This is a genomic window from Pelomonas sp. SE-A7, from assembly GCF_030345705.1.
Lineage (GTDB): Bacteria > Pseudomonadota > Gammaproteobacteria > Burkholderiales > Burkholderiaceae_C > JAUASW01.
Genome location: NZ_JAUASW010000003.1, coordinates 370,761 through 386,046 on the forward strand (window position 1 = coordinate 370,761; position 15,286 = coordinate 386,046).

Here is a 15,286-nt window from a genome sequence, read left to right on the forward strand (position 1 = left end):
GGAGCCGACTTTCATCGTTGACATGGTTGGAGGGTCAAGTAGTCGTGTTGAGAAACCCCACAGTTGCTACGCCATCAATGCCCAAGGTGTTGACCTTGACATCGCTGGAAGCTTGAGCATCCCGACACCTTGAACAACGTGACTGGAGAGTTGCCATGTCCACTTCCATCGCTGCGCTAGGGCAGCCTGCCGCCTTCGATCTGCAGGTGCTTGGCATGACCTGCGCGTCATGCGTCCTGCGGGTCGAAAAGGCCCTGATGAAGGTGCCCGGGGTGTCTGCCGTATCCGTCAATCTAGCGACGGAGCGAGCGACAGTGCAGGCAACGCCCCAGGTCAGCGAAGCCGACCTCAATCAAGCCGTGGAGAAGGCTGGCTACAGCGCTCGGTCGGTTGCGGCGCCTATCAACCCTGCGCGCCGGCTCGTCCCCGATTGGTTGCCCGTCGCGGCGAGCATCGCGCTGACCCTGCCCCTCGTGGCCCCGATGCTGCTGCAAGTGTTCGGCATCGAGTGGATGCTGTCAGGCTGGCTGCAGTTGGCGTTGGCGACACCGGTGCAGTTCTGGCTGGGGTCCCGTTTCTATCTGGCAGGCTGGAGGGCCGTGCGCGCGCGCAGCGGCAACATGGACCTCCTGGTCGCGTTGGGAACATCGGCGGCGTTCGGTTTGTCGATCTACCTGCTGCTGAAGCACGCCGAGCACGGCATGCCCCATCTGTACTTCGAGGCTTCGGCTGCAGTCATTACCTTGGTCCTGCTGGGCAAATGGCTGGAAGCCAGGGCCAAGCGTGGCACTACCGCGGCATTGCAGGCGCTGAACGCCCTGCGGCCGGACGTGGCCCGCGTGCTTCGAGCTGGTATCGAGACTGAACTGCCCGCTGGCCTGGTGCGCATCGGAGACCTGGTCCTGGTCCGGCCTGGCGATCGCGTGCCAGTCGATGGAGAGGTCGTCGACGGTAGCAGTCACCTCAACGAATCGTTGATTAGCGGCGAAAGCCTGCCGGTAGCCAAGACCGTCGGCGACCGCGTGACGGGCGGCTCGGTCAATGCCGAGGGCGTGCTGACCTTGAAAACCCTGGCCGTCGGGACCGAGACGACGCTGGCCCGCATCATTCGGCTGGTCGAAAGCGCCCAGGCCGCGAAGGCTCCGATACAGCGCATCGTCGACCGCGTGAGCGCAGTCTTCGTGCCGGTGGTACTGGGGCTTGCGCTCCTGACGTTTCTTGCTTGGGCGGCAGCGACCGGCAACTGGGAGCAGGCGCTGGTGAATGCCGTGGCCGTTCTGGTCATTGCCTGCCCCTGCGCCTTGGGCCTGGCCACGCCGACAGCCATCATGGCGGGCACCGGCGTCGCTGCCCAGCAGGGCGTGCTCATCAAGGACGCCCAGGCCCTGGAGCTGGCGCACGCGGTCAATACCGTGGTGTTCGACAAGACGGGTACGCTGACGGAAGGCCGGCCAAGCTTGGTCGCGGTCCATGCCGTGTCGGGGCTGACGGAGTCCGAAGTCCTCGCGCTGTCGGCAGCGCTTCAGAAGAACAGCGAGCACCCCTTGGCTCGAGCAGTCATGGACCAGGTGCGTGACCTTCGCTTGCCGGTGCCTGAAGCACGAGATGCGAGGGCTCTGCCTGGACGTGGTCTGGAAGCCGTTGTTCGAGGCCAGCAACTGACGCTGGGCAGCAGCCGCCTGTTGCGCGAACTGGGTGTCGACCCCGGTGTGCTGGCGCTCGATGCGCAACGGCTGGAAGCACAAGGCTCCAGCATCTCTTGGCTGATGCAGAAGACCGGTCAGGGGGTGTCGCTGTTGGGGCTGCTGGCGTTTGGGGATTCCATCAAAGCCTCATCCCGGCAGGCTGTGGAGCGCCTGCATGCGCTGGGCGTTGAGACGGTGCTGCTGACGGGCGACACCCGAGGCAGCGCCATGGTCGTTGGTCAGGCTCTTGGCATCCGGCAGATCGAAGCCGAGGTGCTGCCGGCCGACAAGGCCGCGGTCGTGCAATCGCTGCGGGCCGCCGGCAAGACCGTGGCCATGGTCGGCGACGGCATCAACGATGCGCCTGCGCTGGCCGCAGCGGACGTCGGCATTGCCATGGCAACCGGCACCGACGTCGCCATGGAAACGGCAGGCATCACGCTGATGCGGGGAGACCCGCAACTCGTTGCCGCGTCGCTGGATATTTCGCGCCGCACCTATGCCACGATCAAGCGCGGGCTGTTCTGGGCTTTCATCTATAACCTGGTTGGCATCCCGCTGGCGGCTCTCGGCCTGCTGAACCCGATGCTTGCCGGTGCGGCCATGGCCTTCAGCAGCGTCAGCGTGGTCGCAAACGCATTGCTGCTGCGACGCTGGAAGGCGCGTTGAGCGGGACGAGAACGAAGGAACAGGAGCATTCGATGGAAGGCATGAACATCGGCCAAGCGGCCGAAGCCTCGGGAGTCTCGGCAAAGATGATCCGGCACTACGAGCAGGTCGGCCTGCTGCCGGCCGCCCGGCGAACGGAGTCCGGCTACCGGCAGTACGGCGACAACGAGGTCCACACCTTGCGCTTCATCCGTCAGGCTCGCGACCTGGGCTTTTCCATCGCCGAGATCGGTGAACTTGTGGGACTCTGGCAGAACCGGCGTCGACCCAGTCGCGTCGTCAAGGCGATGGCCGAGGCGCATATCGAGGCGCTTGAAGCGAAGGCTCAGGAACTGCTGGCCATGAAGGCGACGTTGGAGCACCTGGTGCATTGCTGCCATGGCGACGATCGCCCGGAATGCCCCATCCTTGACACCTTGGCGGGTCAAGGTGCGACCGCACACGCGAAGCCCAACGCCAAGCCCACGGCGCAAAGCGGGCGCAAGAGGACTCAGTTCCAGTAGGGCGCCGAGTCCTCTTGCAGGCGGCTTCAGATCTTGAAGTCGTCGAAGGCTACGCGATCGTCCTGTACGCCCAGCTTCTTCAGCATCGCCCGCGTAGCAGTCAGCATCGGCGGAGGTCCGCAAAGGTAGAAGTCGCAGGCCTGCAAGTCCGGATGCATCTGCAGCATGCCCTCGCGAACCGCATCGTGCACCATGCCGGATGGCCGCTCCGCGCCCCGTTCCTCGGACAGCACGAGCTGCCAGCTGAAGTTGTCGAAGCGGGTGGCCAGGGCCTCCATTTCTTCGACATAGGGTGCATCGGCAAGGTTGCGGGCGCCGTACCAGAAATGGATGGGCTCGTCCGCGCCTGACTCCAGCAGATCGCGCACCATGGCGCGCAGCGGAGCCATGCCAGCACCGCCGCCGATGAAGACCTTCTCACGTTCGCCGTGTTGAATGGCGAAGTCGCCGAACGGTCCGCTGTACTGCAGCTTGTCGCCGGCCTTCAGGCCAAAGACAAAAGCCGATCCCTTGCCCGGTGGGTGGTTCTTGCTGCCTTGCTTGCCATGGCAGAAACGTACCAGCAGCGTCAGCCGTCCATCGGTCTGCTGGACGGGCGCCGACAGCGAGTACGAGCGCCGCAGCAGTGCCCCGCTGGTCCACTGCGCGGGCAGGTGAAGGCCCGACCAGGCGGAACGATGCTCATCCGGCGCTTCGATCTGGTGCTTGCCCATCTTGTAGGCTGGCACATGAACCTGGATGAACGAGCCGGGTCGATAGTCCGGACCGGGCTTGTTCTTGGGCAGGAGCACGACTTCACGCAGGAATGGCGAAAGTGCCCGGACGCTTTCGACTTCGGCCTCGTGGACGGCGCCGAAGTCGGCGCCGCCGCGGACTTCGATGTCGAGGTTGCGATCCAGCTTCAGATTGCAGGCCAGACGGCAGCCGGCCTCGATCCTGGAAGGTGACAGCAGCGCGCGATCGGAACTTGTGGCCTCGGGTGCGGAGCCGCGCACACGAACCTCGCACAGGCCGCAGGTCTGGCCGCCTCCGCAGTTCGACGGCAACTGCAGCCCCTGCTGTGCCAGCGCGACGAAGACCGTGTCCCCAGCGTGGGCCCGGAGACTGCGCAGGCGGCTACCGTCCGGCGCGTGGACCATCAGCGCACGTGTGCCCCGCCAGCGCTTGGGGATGAACTCCGCCAGACTGAAGCTGGTGAACAGCAGCCAGATGCCACTGAGCGCCAGCCAGAAACCACCCACGGCAGCACTGACGACCAGCGGGTTGTTAAAGTCCTGGCGGCCGCTGTAGTCCATGATGTGCAGCATCCAGAACACATCGAACAGGCGCCAGGTCTTGTTCCGGTGTTCCAGCACGTCACCCTGCAGGGAGAGGTAGACGGTCGTGTCCTCCGCATCGGAGAAGCCGACCCGCCAGACCTTGCCTTCGTGGGCTCGGGTCTCCAGTGAGCGATCGACCAGTTCGGCCTGCACGGCCTTGCCCGGTCCCCGGTAGGAGGCCTCAGCCAGACTTTGGGCCAACGCCGCGTCGAGTTCAACGCGCTGACCGCTGCGGGCATCGATCAACTGCGTTGCCTTCTCGCCGACCAGCCGGTAGACAGGGCGATCGACCAACCAGCCGGTGGAGACGGTCTGGGACGGCTCGCGCGCTACGGTCAACAGACCGCTCACGGGCCGGGCATCGGACGGCCAGGGTTTCTTGGCGGCCACAGGTGCTCGGAACTCTCGTCCGCGCACCTTTTCTGCATCCAGCAGGCTCATCACGAAGCCGCTGCACATCCACAGCACGAACTGCAGGCCGATCAGCAGACCGATCCACTTATGAATCTTGCGCATCCAGGGAGTCATGCCTGCGCCCTCCGACGGAAGCTGTAGAACACCAGCCAGGCACCGCTCAGAGCGAACAGCAGGCCGACGCCGGCGGCGACGCGCAGCAGGCCGTTGTTGACGTCGTCACGGGTGTCGTAGTCCATGATGTGGAACATCCACAGGAAGTCGAACCAGCGCCACAGATCGTGGCGCCGCGCGAGCAGGTCACCGGTGTCCGGCGAGAAGTAGAGCGTCGAGTTCGCTCGGTCGTTGAACCGGACGGCCCACATCGGCACCGGTCGCTTGGCCACCTCTTGCGGCGCCTTGGTGATCCAGGTCACCTCGCGGATTTCTGCTTCGCCCTGGTAGATGTCCTTGGCGCGTGCCACGATTTGTTCGCGCGGCAACGGGTTCAGAAGCTCTCCAGTTCTGGCATCGACCAGGCTGGCCTTGCCATCGGCGCGCAGCTCGTAGACCTCCTTGCCGAGGAAATTCTTCAGCTTGAAGGACTCGAAGCCGGGACGCAGCTTGGCCAGTTGGTCGATGTCCAGGCGCTCGCCGCTGCGATTGAGCGGTGCGTCGAAGACATGGGCGAGATGATCTCCGTGGATGACGTCCAGGGAAATGACGGTCATGTAGACGCCACTGAGCATCCAGAGCAAGGCCTGGACGCCAATGACGAGGCCGATCCATTTGTGGGCTCGGCGGACCCAGAAGGGCAGGTTCATAGCTTGTGTCTCACAGCGGTTGATGCGCTCCCTGGGCACCGCAGGTCTGGCCTGCGGTGCCCTTGAGACTTACCAGCGATAGCCGGCCCGAACGTGCCAACGACGCCCCTGGAGGTCGTAGGTCATCGTGTCGGTGTTCGCATCCGTGTTGGACTTGATGAACGGTGCCTTCTTGTCGAACAGGTTGTCGATGCCGAACGCAAAGTCCAGCTGCTTGCTATAGGCGTACTTCACCTGGGCCGAGTGGTACGTCACCGTCGGCGCCTTGGCACCGATATCCGTCGCCGCAGCGTTGATGTCGTCGGCGGAGCCGATGTACTGGAGCGTGTACGAACCCGACCACGGTCCCTTGGCCAACGTCAGCGAGCTGAGCGAGCGCCACTGGGTGTAGCTGCCCCGACCGCCGGTGATCTTGCCGGTGTAGTCGATGGCGGCCGCGCCCGGGAACGGACGCACCTGGTAGTTCTTCAGGTGCGACAGCTCGGCGTTCAGCGTGGTCGTGAAGCCGGCCAGGTTGAACTCATACAGCGCGCCGACGTCGATGCCGGAGATCTTCTCGTCCGCAGCATTGACCGGCTGCGACGACAGGAAGTCGATCTCGCCGGTGGTCTTGTTGCGGGTAAAGCTGGATGGGTTGCAGAAGATGTGGGCCAGGCCCGGCGTGTTGTAGCAGGTGGCCAGCTTGGTCGAGCCGGCCACGCTCTGGATGGCGTTGGTGATCTTGATGCTGTAGTAGTCCAGCGTCAGGGTCAGCGTCTTCGCCGGGGACCAGACCGCACCGGCCGTGATCGTCTTCGCGTCCTCGGGCTCCAGCTTAGGATTGCCACCCACCGTCGTCAGGATGGTGTTACCCAACTGTTTGAAGCCGGCCGGCACGCTGGCGGCCTTGCAGTTCTGCGACACGATGGACGTGGTCGGCAGTGTGCTCCAGTTGCTGCAGGGATCGGTGGTCGTCAGATTGCCTTCGGACACACCGCCGTACAGCTCCGGGATGTTCGGCACACGGAAGGCCGACGAGACGTTGCCGCGCAGCTTCAGGCTGGGAACAACTTGCCAGTCCAAGCCCGCCTTGTAGGTGCTCTTGGAGCCGAACATGCTGTAGTCGGAGTAGCGTGCCGCCGTGTTGAATTGCAGTGACTCGACGAACGGGAGCTTCTTGAGCAGGGGAATGGCCAGTTCGGCGTAGACCTCGCGGGCGTCGTACGAGCCTGCAATCGGATCCGCCTTGTTGGTGTTGGCGACGCCCAGCACGGTCAGGTTGTCGGGATTGCGCCAGCCGCTTTCCTTGCGTGCCTCGGCGCCGGCCGCGAAACCGACCGGACCTGCCGGCAGCGAGAACAGCTCGCCGCTGATGTTGGCGCTGAAGCCCTTCTGGTCATTGCCGCCGGTGTCGCGCGTGGTCGCCATGATGTAGCGCAGCACCTCGGGCGTCACGCTGCCATAGCCGAGGTAGTTGCCGCAGGGGATGGCGGCGCCGGGCGCCGTGCTGCACTTCGTGCGATCCAGCGTCAGGTCCACGCGGTCGAGGTTGGCCACATTGGTCGTGCCGTCCATGCCGGTGTTGCGTCCCCAGTTCAGCGCGGCAGACCAGTCCCAGTTGTTGCCGAGGCTGCCCTTGACGCCAGCGACGACCCGGAAGATGTTGGACTCTTGCGAGAAGGTACGGGTGCCGCCTTCCGCAAGACGGCGACGCTCCAGGACCAGGCTTTGACCCGTCGGATTGGTCGGATGATTGGCTGCGATATTGATCGTGCGGTAGACGCCGAGCGAGCCCGGCGTGGCGAGCTGGTTCGATTCGCGGTGCGAGAACAGCATCTCGGTGAAGAGCTGCGCGTCCTCAGTCAGGTTCAGCGTGCCAAAAGCGCTCATGCCCAGGCGCTTGATCGGATTGACCGCATTCAGCGCCGGGTTGCTGTTGTAGTTGTGCTTGGTCGCCGAGTAGGTTTCGTAGGAACTCGGGTTGCCGCCGGGCGTTTGATTGAAGTTGATGCGCTGGCCATCGGCCAGGCGGGCGCGACCGCCAATGGTGGCTGAACTGCCCACGCATTCCAGCTTGCCATTCACTTCCCCGAGGCCGCAGGGCGCGCGGCTGGCCATGTTGATTTCACCGCTCTCGGAATAGTTGATGCCGGCGACCAGCGAACCGCCGCTGGCTTGCAGGCCCCAGGACAGGTCCGCGGCCTTCTCGTCGCCATCACCGCGCGAGGTCTTGCCATAGCGCACCGAGGCTTCACCGCCCTTGAGGCCGGTCTTGGTGATGATGTTGACCACGCCGGCGACAGCGTCGGCGCCATAGATGGCAGACGCGCCGTCCTTCAGCACTTCGACACGCTCGATCATCGCGACCGGAATCATGTTCAGGTCGACCGAGCTGTTGGCGCCGGTGCCGCCATTGACAACGCGGCGACCGTTCAGCAGGACCAGCGTGCGGTTGATGCCCAGGCCACGCAGGTTGACCTGAGTCGTGCCGTAGCCGTTGCCGGTCCAGTAAGCATTGGTCTGATTGCCGGCGCCACCGGCCGAGGCGGGCAGTCGCTGCAGCAATACTTCAGCGGAGATGGCGCCGGTGCGCTGGATCGCTTCGGCATCAATGACGGTGACTGGGCCGACGCCCGAGATCTGGGCCTGCTTCAGGTTGATACGGCTGCCGGTGATCTGGACCTTCTCGAGGGACGAGGTCTGTGCGGCGCCGGCTTCAGTGGCTGCCTGCTGCGCGATGGCGCTGTTGACGAGGAGCAGGACTGCCGCGGCGACGGCCGTTTGCGAGAGTTTTGTAGTCATCATGTACATCCGTTTGGGTGCCGCGCGCTGCCGATGAAGGGGGCAAAAACACGAGCTCAAAGCACCTTCGAACCAATCGTTCGTTGGCGAGCACATGAAGATGGACAGGGGGTCTTGCCAAGGGCTGGTGCAGCGGCCCCGCCCTGTCTATCGAAGCATGCGACTCAGCCAATCCCAAGTCGGTGCGACGGGCAAGCACGATCGTGCACGCCGCCTACCGACGGTACGCTGAGTCAGCTGGTTCGAGGGGGGCGTTCCTGCCCGGAGAGCAAAAACTCAGCTCGGGGTCCACCAGGCTCCGGCAGGGCCGACATGGCGAACGGGCGGGCGTAGGTGCCGAGGTCGATCGAGGCGACCATCGACGCGCAGGAGCCGCAGCCAGCGCAATGGCTGCAGGGCGTCAAGTCGCAGCAGTGTTCAGCCTGCGGATCAGCTGCACCGGCCTTCTTAGTGGCCGTCTTGACCTTCGCGACTCGGACATGCGATCCCGAGATTGCAGCATGCTTGGAGGCGCTCGGCACCTGCACGACCTGGCCCCGGGCCTGGGCCTTGGCTATCGCCGCAGGTGGACAAATCATTGACGTGGCAATGGAAGCTGTCGCCGGCACGAGCACGGCGAGCAGAACCAACAGCCAAAAGCCAACGAGTTTCATGCGAACTGACAGCAACAGATGTTGCATTGCATCAAGAGTCACTCGGAAAAGCTAGCTAGGGAGTACCCCGGTACAGATCCGCCAGTACGAGTCGCCAGGCCAGCTTCAAAGCGTGACGACTGGCATCGACCGCCGGTGGCGCCGGAGGCTTCCTGCAGCATCGAAGGGCTCTGACCATCGCTAAGATTGCTCGCTTGCCGCTGTGCCTCCCGACAACCCCTCAATCAATCTTGATGCCACAGCCAATCCGACGATGGGCAGTGAAGGCCTTGTCACGCTTACTGCCTTGGCGGTTCTTGCTTGTGATGACCGGGACAGTATTCCTTGCCGACTCGGTACTGGCCAAGGATCGCGTGACGTGGCTGGCGGTTGATACGGTCGATCAGCACCAGAGTGGGTCACGCCCTTCGGTGCCACCCCATCCCGGTCCGGGTGAGCAAGCTCGGATCTGGCTAGAAGCTCATCTCCCTGACTTCGACCATGGGCATGACAGGGCCAGCGTTGCGCGCATAGAGCGGCAGATCGAAGGTACGGGCGCGACCTACTGTTACGCCAATGCACTTCGAACGCCAGCACGTGAAAGCTATGGCCTATTCAGCGACGCGGTGCTGCATCGCCTTCCTCCTCGCCTCATCCTGCGCAAGGATCGACTCGGCCTGCTGGCGCCCCACTTGAACTCGGCGAAGCAGGTCGTGGTCTCAACCCTGGTCAATGACGCAAAGCTGCGAGGTGCCGTAACCCTTCAGCGCAATTACGGCACTGGTATCGACAATATCTTGGCCGGTACCAAAGGGCTGGAGCGCGTCAGTGCCTACAGCACGCCCAGCCGAATGCTGAGCGCAGGGCGGGTCGACTGGATCATCGCCGAACCCGTTGAACATGCGCGAGCCTTGCAAGCGGAACCCGGCACTCAGCGCATCAGCACTCGCAGTTTCGAGATCGCAGGGCAGGTGATGCCAGTTGTCAGCTATGTGATGTGCAATCGGACGCCAACGGCGCGCAAGCTGATCGCCCAGCTGAATAGCATCATGGCTGGAATCCCGGAACGGCCGTGGGAGCGGCCCTACCTCGAGCAGTTGGATGCGCATGAGCGCGCCGATTTGGCTCGAATGACGATGCCGAAATCACAATGAAGCGACTCGGCTGGGCGGCGGGGTGAAGACGACTTGTACCGACGACTGCATTTGATGAGAGCTGCAGTTGCCAACAAGGTGGCGAGGGTCTGCAATCGCTGCGGAACGGACGTTTGCCGCGTCATGATTATGTTGCCGAACTTGATGTGCGCAACCACCGAAATACGCAGACTGGTAGTTGGATGATCAGCAAGGCCGCGAGTGCGCTGAGCTACTGCTTGCCGCCCCGCCTGAGACGCCGCTCAGTTCCTGACTCGTGCTTGAGCGCACGATCGACCCGCTTCGCGAACGCCTGAAAACTCAGCCCCAACGCGTCAGTCCAGTTTCGCAATTCGATGACATCCAGGCGACGCACGCCAAGCTCGCATTTGGATACATACGACTGATCCTCACCCAAGGTCTCAGCCAACTGGCGCTGCGTCAAACCGCACTCAGAACGAGCTTCACGCAGGAGTTCAAGCAACTTGGAATATTGAGCATTGTGTAGCGGCTTCGGCATTGACCAATCCCTTGACAGGATGTCGAGCGTCAATGCGAGAATCGAATATGCGAAAATCGCTTCGCAATGTCCCAAACTAAACAAGACTGATCAGATGGCTCATAGGCGTGGTCGTTATTTAGGCGTTGCGCTGAACGGCGACGTCGCTACTACTTCCGCCCGCCTTGAGGCGATGGGGCTGACAGATCGCCGTGCCTTAGAGATTGCCAGCGCCGCGACGCAATACGCAAAAGAAGAGGCGGATCAGTTAGCGCGATACATGACTCCCCAGGATCTTTGGCCCGGCCATGTCTGCCTAAGGCGGCACATAGTGCAGCCCCGCGATGAGACATGGTTGGTGTTGCGATATGACGTCGCCAGCAATTGGGTTCTCGACGCTGTGTTCGTAGCCTGAAGGATTCCAGTTCTGCGGATTTGCTGCCGTCCTCCCAGCTCATCTTCTCCGCGGCAATTTACAAGACCACCAGCCTTCTTGCTGGTATCGCTGATGATTCTTTACTTGGACTTTGATGGTCCGCTGCATCCCGACGCTGTCTACATCACTGCATCTGGCCAGGTTGAACTGCGCGCACCTGGCCATCGATTGTTCGAATCGATGCACTTGCTTGAAGCGGTCTTGGAGCCTCACCCTTCAGTTCGAGTCGTTCTCTCGACGTCGTGGGTGTTCATGAAGAGCTTCTCGTTTGCACGTCGGCAGCTGTCACCCTCGTTTCAAAGCCGAGTGGTCGGCGCCACCTTCCATAGTCGCGAGGATCGAGATAGCTTTTCACGGATGACCCGCTGGCAGCAGATCGCACGCGACGTTGCGAGACGACGGCCACATACTTGGATCGCGCTGGACGACGACGATTTTGAATGGCCGGATGAGCAGCGACATCACTTGGTCAAGGCCGATGAATGGCTCGGCTTACAGGACGCAAACTGTCGCCTTCGACTGGCCGAAGCCCTCGCGTCAGGCAGTAGTGCCGTGAAAGCTTCGGGCGAGGGTGCACCAAGCGATGGTGGCCTTCAATTGCTCAAAGATGTTCAACGCAAGGACGCTGAAGACGTGGCTGCCGGGCGCCGACAGGCACGTAGCCTATGGGTGGTTCAGCCGGGCGATCTTGAAGGCTATACCTTCACATCAAACCCAAACTCCGAGTTTGACAAGCCTGGTAACGGATGGTGAGGGGCGGTCGCCAGATGGTGCAATGTTCCGAATCCCACCTGCCCAAGGGGGAGTGAAACAGCCTATGAGCGCTGGTCTCAACTGCGCGACGATGGGCAACGTGATCGACTTGGTCATCAACGTCAGGCACTCCATTGGCAAATTTCGCCTGCCAGTCGGAACGACCGAAGACGTGGCGCGAGAGGTGCGTCACTGGTGCGGGCAAACCAGGCTGCTGGAGCTTTGGTCAAGTTCTAGACGCAGCGCAGCGCTGACGCTCTACACGACGGCAGCGCTGATTGCGGAGCACGCCATCGAAGTCGCTGGATCTGAACGCGCCCGGGCTCCCGAGGACTTGAATCGAGTGTTGGACGCAGTCAGGAATTCCAGCGTGGACCACCCGCCCGACGGGGATCAGGGGCTACATCAATCGATCGAAGAGGACGCGATGACCGACAACATTCAGGCTCTGCCAGGAATCAAGATCGTCATCGACGGCGTTGCCCTTGGAGACTAGCAAATCGATGGGACCGCTCCTTGCATATGCCCACTGACTTAATCGCACTTGACGCGGATGGCGTGCTGCATGACTACAGCGCTGCCTATGCCGACGCCTGGGAGCGAGCGTTTTGCCTGCGCCCTGAACTTTGCAATCCAGCAGCCTATTGGCCCATGGACCGATGGAGTGTGCCGTGCTTAGAGGGTATCGAACTTGAGCGGCTGCGAAGCAGTTTCGATGAGACGTTCTGGAGCACAGTTCCGCCGAGCGCCGGCGCGCTCGATGCTTGTCATGAACTTGTCGACCAAGGCTACGAGCTGATTTGCGTGACCGCATTGGCTACAAGGTTCCGCGAGGCCAGAGTCACCAACCTGCGCGAGCTTGGTTTTCCCCTGAGCGATGTTCTCGTCGTGGAAGATCGGGGCCACGATCAAAGCCCGAAGGCAGAGATCATCAGAGCCCTCAATCCGGTGGTTTTTGTCGATGACTTTCTGCCGTATCACCGAGGTATACCAGGCCATGTTCACAAGGCGCTGATTGTTCGGGATCCGGATGGGCCGCCCAATGTCGGGCTGGAGCTGTCGATCGTCGACTCGCAACACAAAGATCTGCGCGCGTTCTCGCGAGCATGGTCAATTCAACGATTCACAGGAGGCGAGAAGCAATGAAGCTGCTCGTTCTTTCTGACCTGCACAGGGAACATGCTGAGTTCTCTCTGCCGCCCGAGCTGCAGTACGACGCAGTGATCCTGGCAGGGGACATCCACTCGCCTGGCCGGCGTGTGGTCGCCTGGGCTCGGAGCGAAGCCCTGTTCGGCCATGAGGTGCCGATCATCGTCGTGCCTGGCAATCATGAGTTCTATGGGTGTACGCAGCCTCTGGAGTTGGCGGCAATGCGCGAGGCCGCTTCCGGAACCAATGTGAGCATCCTGGCTCGCGATGAAGTGCTTATCGCCGAGCATCAGGTACGCATCCTTGGCGCCACGCTTTGGACGGACTTCAGGTTACCAATCGAGATGCCGAACGGTGAATCTAGGCGCGATGTGAGGCTGGCATTGCATGAGGCCAACAACCGGCTGAACGACTTTCAGATGATCGATGTGCCTTATGTCGATACCTCTCGACTTCTTAGCAGCCCGCGAACGCGCAAGCGGCGGGCGACGGCTGAGGACACGCTGGCCTGGCATTGGACTGACCGCGATTGGCTCGAAGCGAAGCTGACAGAGCCCTTTGATGGGAAGACAGTGGTCGTCACACACCACGCGCCGACGCCACTGTCTGTGGCGGCGCGATATAGAAACGACTGGCTCACTCCAGCCTTCGTGAGCGATTTGCCCAAGTCCTTCTTCGACGTGCCATCCCTGTGGGTACACGGGCACACGCACACGGCGTTCGACTACGCGATCGGAGCATGCCGCGTGGTGTCCAACCCAAGAGGTTATCGGCTGAAGGACAGCAGCTTTGAGAATCCGGCTTTCAACCCCGGATTCGTGATTGAGGTGTAGCTCACATGAGCGTACCGGCGCACCTGCTCTTTCTGGATTTCGATGGCGTGCTGCACCCTCATGACGCGCACTTTGCCGTCGCGGACGTCAAGGTACCAATTGCCGACTTGCTGGCAGCTGGCCTGTTCGTTCATCGCCAGTTGCTCGACGATTTGTTGCGACCACACCCCAGCCTTGGCCTCGTGGTCCACAGCACCTGGCGAAAGACTCACGACCTCCGTGAGCTGCGCACCTTGCTCGGCCCCCTTGGGAGCCGCCTAGTGGGATCAACAGCTGCGGCGATGGAGCGCGAAGCGTCTATTCTTGACTTCATGCGCAGGCGTGGCGTCCGCGCCGAGCAGGTGCTGGTTCTCGACGACGCCCCAAGTGAATTTTCAGCACTTCGGTCGCGAGTCGTGGCGTGCAGTCCGGCACGCGGACTCAGCGAGGCCGGTGTTCAGTCCTTGCTGCAGTCAGCATTGGGGGCCTTGTGCAGACAGGGCTAGTCCGCTGCTTCGACCAATGGCGCATTCCTCGATCCAGCATTGCCCAAACATGACCACCTACTCATTCCGCGATTTCAATGTCGACCTACCGAACAATCGATAAAGCGGCTATCGAAGATGCCGTTCAGCTGGCTGGTGAGCTGGTCCGAACCGGAACTAAATGGCTGGACAGCGCAACCGTTGAAGTACACGCACGCCATGCGATGGCGGACTCAATCACTGACTTATGCGATCCCAACCTATTGGCCCACCAATGGGCTAGGGAGGGTAGGATTTTTGGCATTCTGGGAGGTGGGTCCATCCTTTTCCCGGCCTATGCATTCGATGCTAGTGGTGAGCCGGTGCCCGCACTTAAGGCCATCCTGACCGTTCTACGCGGTATGAGCGCGTTTTCAATTGCCGCTTGGTTCGAGTCACCTTCTTCGACTCTCGGAGGGATGAGGCCTCGAGAACTGCTTAACCGGGACGGCGATAAGGTTCTTGCAGCAGCAAGTGCGCTTCGAGAAGGTCCGCAACACGGTTAGAGGCTACGTCGGTTAGCAACCCCAGGCGACGGCGGCTTCAACCGGCTACCTTGGATTAATGAATGGGCTTGCTGGCGATGCACGTCGTCAGTCACGTGAAAGGCCTGTCGTTAGACGTAAGGTGACCGCATTACGAGTTCGCCGCCATTCGCATTAAGCGTTCCAATGCCCCTGAGCGGCCTGTTGCAGGCGGTGCTCCTCATCTCGCCCGTGTTGCAACTCATGTACCAGGCCCAAGTTCAAAGTTAACCGGCCGTGTTGCGAAAACGAGGCTCGGTTGGGGCCTGATCAATTGCGACTGAACTTGCTGTTCAAGTCTTTGTGAACTGACTGTTCAACTGCGACCGAACTAGCTGCGCAATTGCGCCTGAAATATGCAGAGGGGGAGTTGCTTCACTCTTCTCAAAGTTCAAGAAATCTTCTTGACTACTTCGGATGCGCTTGTTGTGGGGGAAGGCCAGACCACTGCTCTGCAAAGCCGCCCGCACTCTCTCGCGGGCTTCCTTGACCTCGGTATCGGCCAGTCCCACCAGGGTGAAGCTGGGCAGGCCGTTGGCCAGATGGACCTCGACCTTCACCGGCGCCGCGGCCAGGCCGTCGAGCGCGCGGCTGTGAATGACGGCCAGCGACATGACCGCTCCCTCAGCTTGTTATCAGGAGCGGTATTG

General features: G+C 61.9%; 13 protein-coding genes and 1 pseudogene. 8 read left to right on the plus strand and 6 right to left on the minus strand.

Features of this window, described 5'->3' with window-relative positions; all coding sequences use genetic code 11:
- Nucleotides 1–155 precede the first annotated feature (155 nt).
- Both QT382_RS19665 and cueR read left to right on the plus strand, forming a co-directional pair.
- On the plus strand, nucleotides 156–2,354 hold the full coding sequence (locus tag QT382_RS19665; protein WP_289255824.1) for a heavy metal translocating P-type ATPase: 2,199 nt from the start codon (nucleotides 156–158) through the stop codon (nucleotides 2,352–2,354).
- Nucleotides 2,355–2,395: 41 nt separating this feature from the next.
- The gene (cueR, locus tag QT382_RS19670) at nucleotides 2,396–2,857 is read left to right on the plus strand and encodes a Cu(I)-responsive transcriptional regulator (protein WP_289256080.1); all 462 of its coding nucleotides are present in this window, start codon (nucleotides 2,396–2,398) and stop codon (nucleotides 2,855–2,857) included.
- A 26-nt stretch (nucleotides 2,858–2,883) separates the two neighbouring features.
- On the opposite strand, the gene QT382_RS19675 is transcribed toward cueR, so the two are convergent.
- From QT382_RS19675 to QT382_RS19690, 4 genes are all read right to left on the minus strand, one after another.
- Nucleotides 2,884–4,692 (minus strand): 2Fe-2S iron-sulfur cluster-binding protein, encoded by a 1,809-nt coding sequence (locus QT382_RS19675; RefSeq protein ID WP_289255825.1) that lies wholly within the window; start codon nucleotides 4,690–4,692, stop codon nucleotides 2,884–2,886.
- Between the two features lie 8 nt (nucleotides 4,693–4,700).
- Entirely contained in the window at nucleotides 4,701–5,393 is a 693-nt protein-coding gene (locus tag QT382_RS19680; protein WP_289255826.1) for a PepSY-associated transmembrane domain-containing protein, read from the minus strand.
- A gap of 69 nt (nucleotides 5,394–5,462) precedes the next feature.
- A complete protein-coding gene (locus QT382_RS19685; RefSeq protein ID WP_289255827.1) occupies nucleotides 5,463–8,174 on the minus strand; it encodes a TonB-dependent receptor in 2,712 nt (903 codons plus the stop codon).
- Between the two features lie 233 nt (nucleotides 8,175–8,407).
- Complete coding sequence (locus QT382_RS19690) at nucleotides 8,408–8,854, minus strand: hypothetical protein (protein ID WP_289255828.1); 447 nt, start codon at nucleotides 8,852–8,854, stop codon at nucleotides 8,408–8,410.
- A gap of 278 nt (nucleotides 8,855–9,132) precedes the next feature.
- On the opposite strand from QT382_RS19690, the gene QT382_RS19695 reads away from it, so the two are divergent.
- On the plus strand, nucleotides 9,133–9,960 hold the full coding sequence (locus tag QT382_RS19695) for a hypothetical protein (RefSeq protein WP_289255829.1): 828 nt from the start codon (nucleotides 9,133–9,135) through the stop codon (nucleotides 9,958–9,960).
- A gap of 211 nt (nucleotides 9,961–10,171) precedes the next feature.
- Here the strand turns inward: QT382_RS19695 and QT382_RS19700 are convergent, their stop codons facing one another.
- Complete coding sequence (locus QT382_RS19700) at nucleotides 10,172–10,459, minus strand: helix-turn-helix domain-containing protein (protein ID WP_289255830.1); 288 nt, start codon at nucleotides 10,457–10,459, stop codon at nucleotides 10,172–10,174.
- A gap of 472 nt (nucleotides 10,460–10,931) precedes the next feature.
- On the opposite strand from QT382_RS19700, the gene QT382_RS19705 reads away from it, so the two are divergent.
- From QT382_RS19705 to QT382_RS19725, 5 genes are all read left to right on the plus strand, one after another.
- Nucleotides 10,932–11,627, plus strand: a complete 696-nt coding sequence (locus QT382_RS19705) for an HAD domain-containing protein (protein ID WP_289255831.1) — start codon at nucleotides 10,932–10,934, stop codon at nucleotides 11,625–11,627.
- 91 nt (nucleotides 11,628–11,718) lie between these two features.
- Nucleotides 11,719–12,123 carry a hypothetical protein gene (locus tag QT382_RS19710; protein WP_289255832.1) on the plus strand — a complete coding sequence of 135 codons (405 nt, stop codon included), beginning with the start codon at nucleotides 11,719–11,721 and terminating at the stop codon, nucleotides 12,121–12,123.
- Between the two features lie 26 nt (nucleotides 12,124–12,149).
- Nucleotides 12,150–12,773 (plus strand): HAD family hydrolase, encoded by a 624-nt coding sequence (locus tag QT382_RS19715; RefSeq protein ID WP_289256081.1) that lies wholly within the window; start codon nucleotides 12,150–12,152, stop codon nucleotides 12,771–12,773.
- Nucleotides 12,770–13,609 carry a metallophosphoesterase gene (locus tag QT382_RS19720; RefSeq protein ID WP_289255833.1) on the plus strand — a complete coding sequence of 280 codons (840 nt, stop codon included), beginning with the start codon at nucleotides 12,770–12,772 and terminating at the stop codon, nucleotides 13,607–13,609. Before QT382_RS19715 ends, QT382_RS19720 begins: the two co-directional genes overlap by 4 nt.
- 5 nt (nucleotides 13,610–13,614) lie before the next feature.
- The gene (locus tag QT382_RS19725) at nucleotides 13,615–14,094 is read left to right on the plus strand and encodes an HAD domain-containing protein (RefSeq protein ID WP_289255834.1); all 480 of its coding nucleotides are present in this window, start codon (nucleotides 13,615–13,617) and stop codon (nucleotides 14,092–14,094) included.
- Nucleotides 14,095–15,052: 958 nt separating this feature from the next.
- Here QT382_RS19725 and QT382_RS19730 read toward each other — a convergent pair.
- Nucleotides 15,053–15,250, minus strand: a pseudogene (locus QT382_RS19730) (magnesium chelatase domain-containing protein); the annotation flags it as partial.
- Nucleotides 15,251–15,286: the final 36 nt, after the last annotated feature.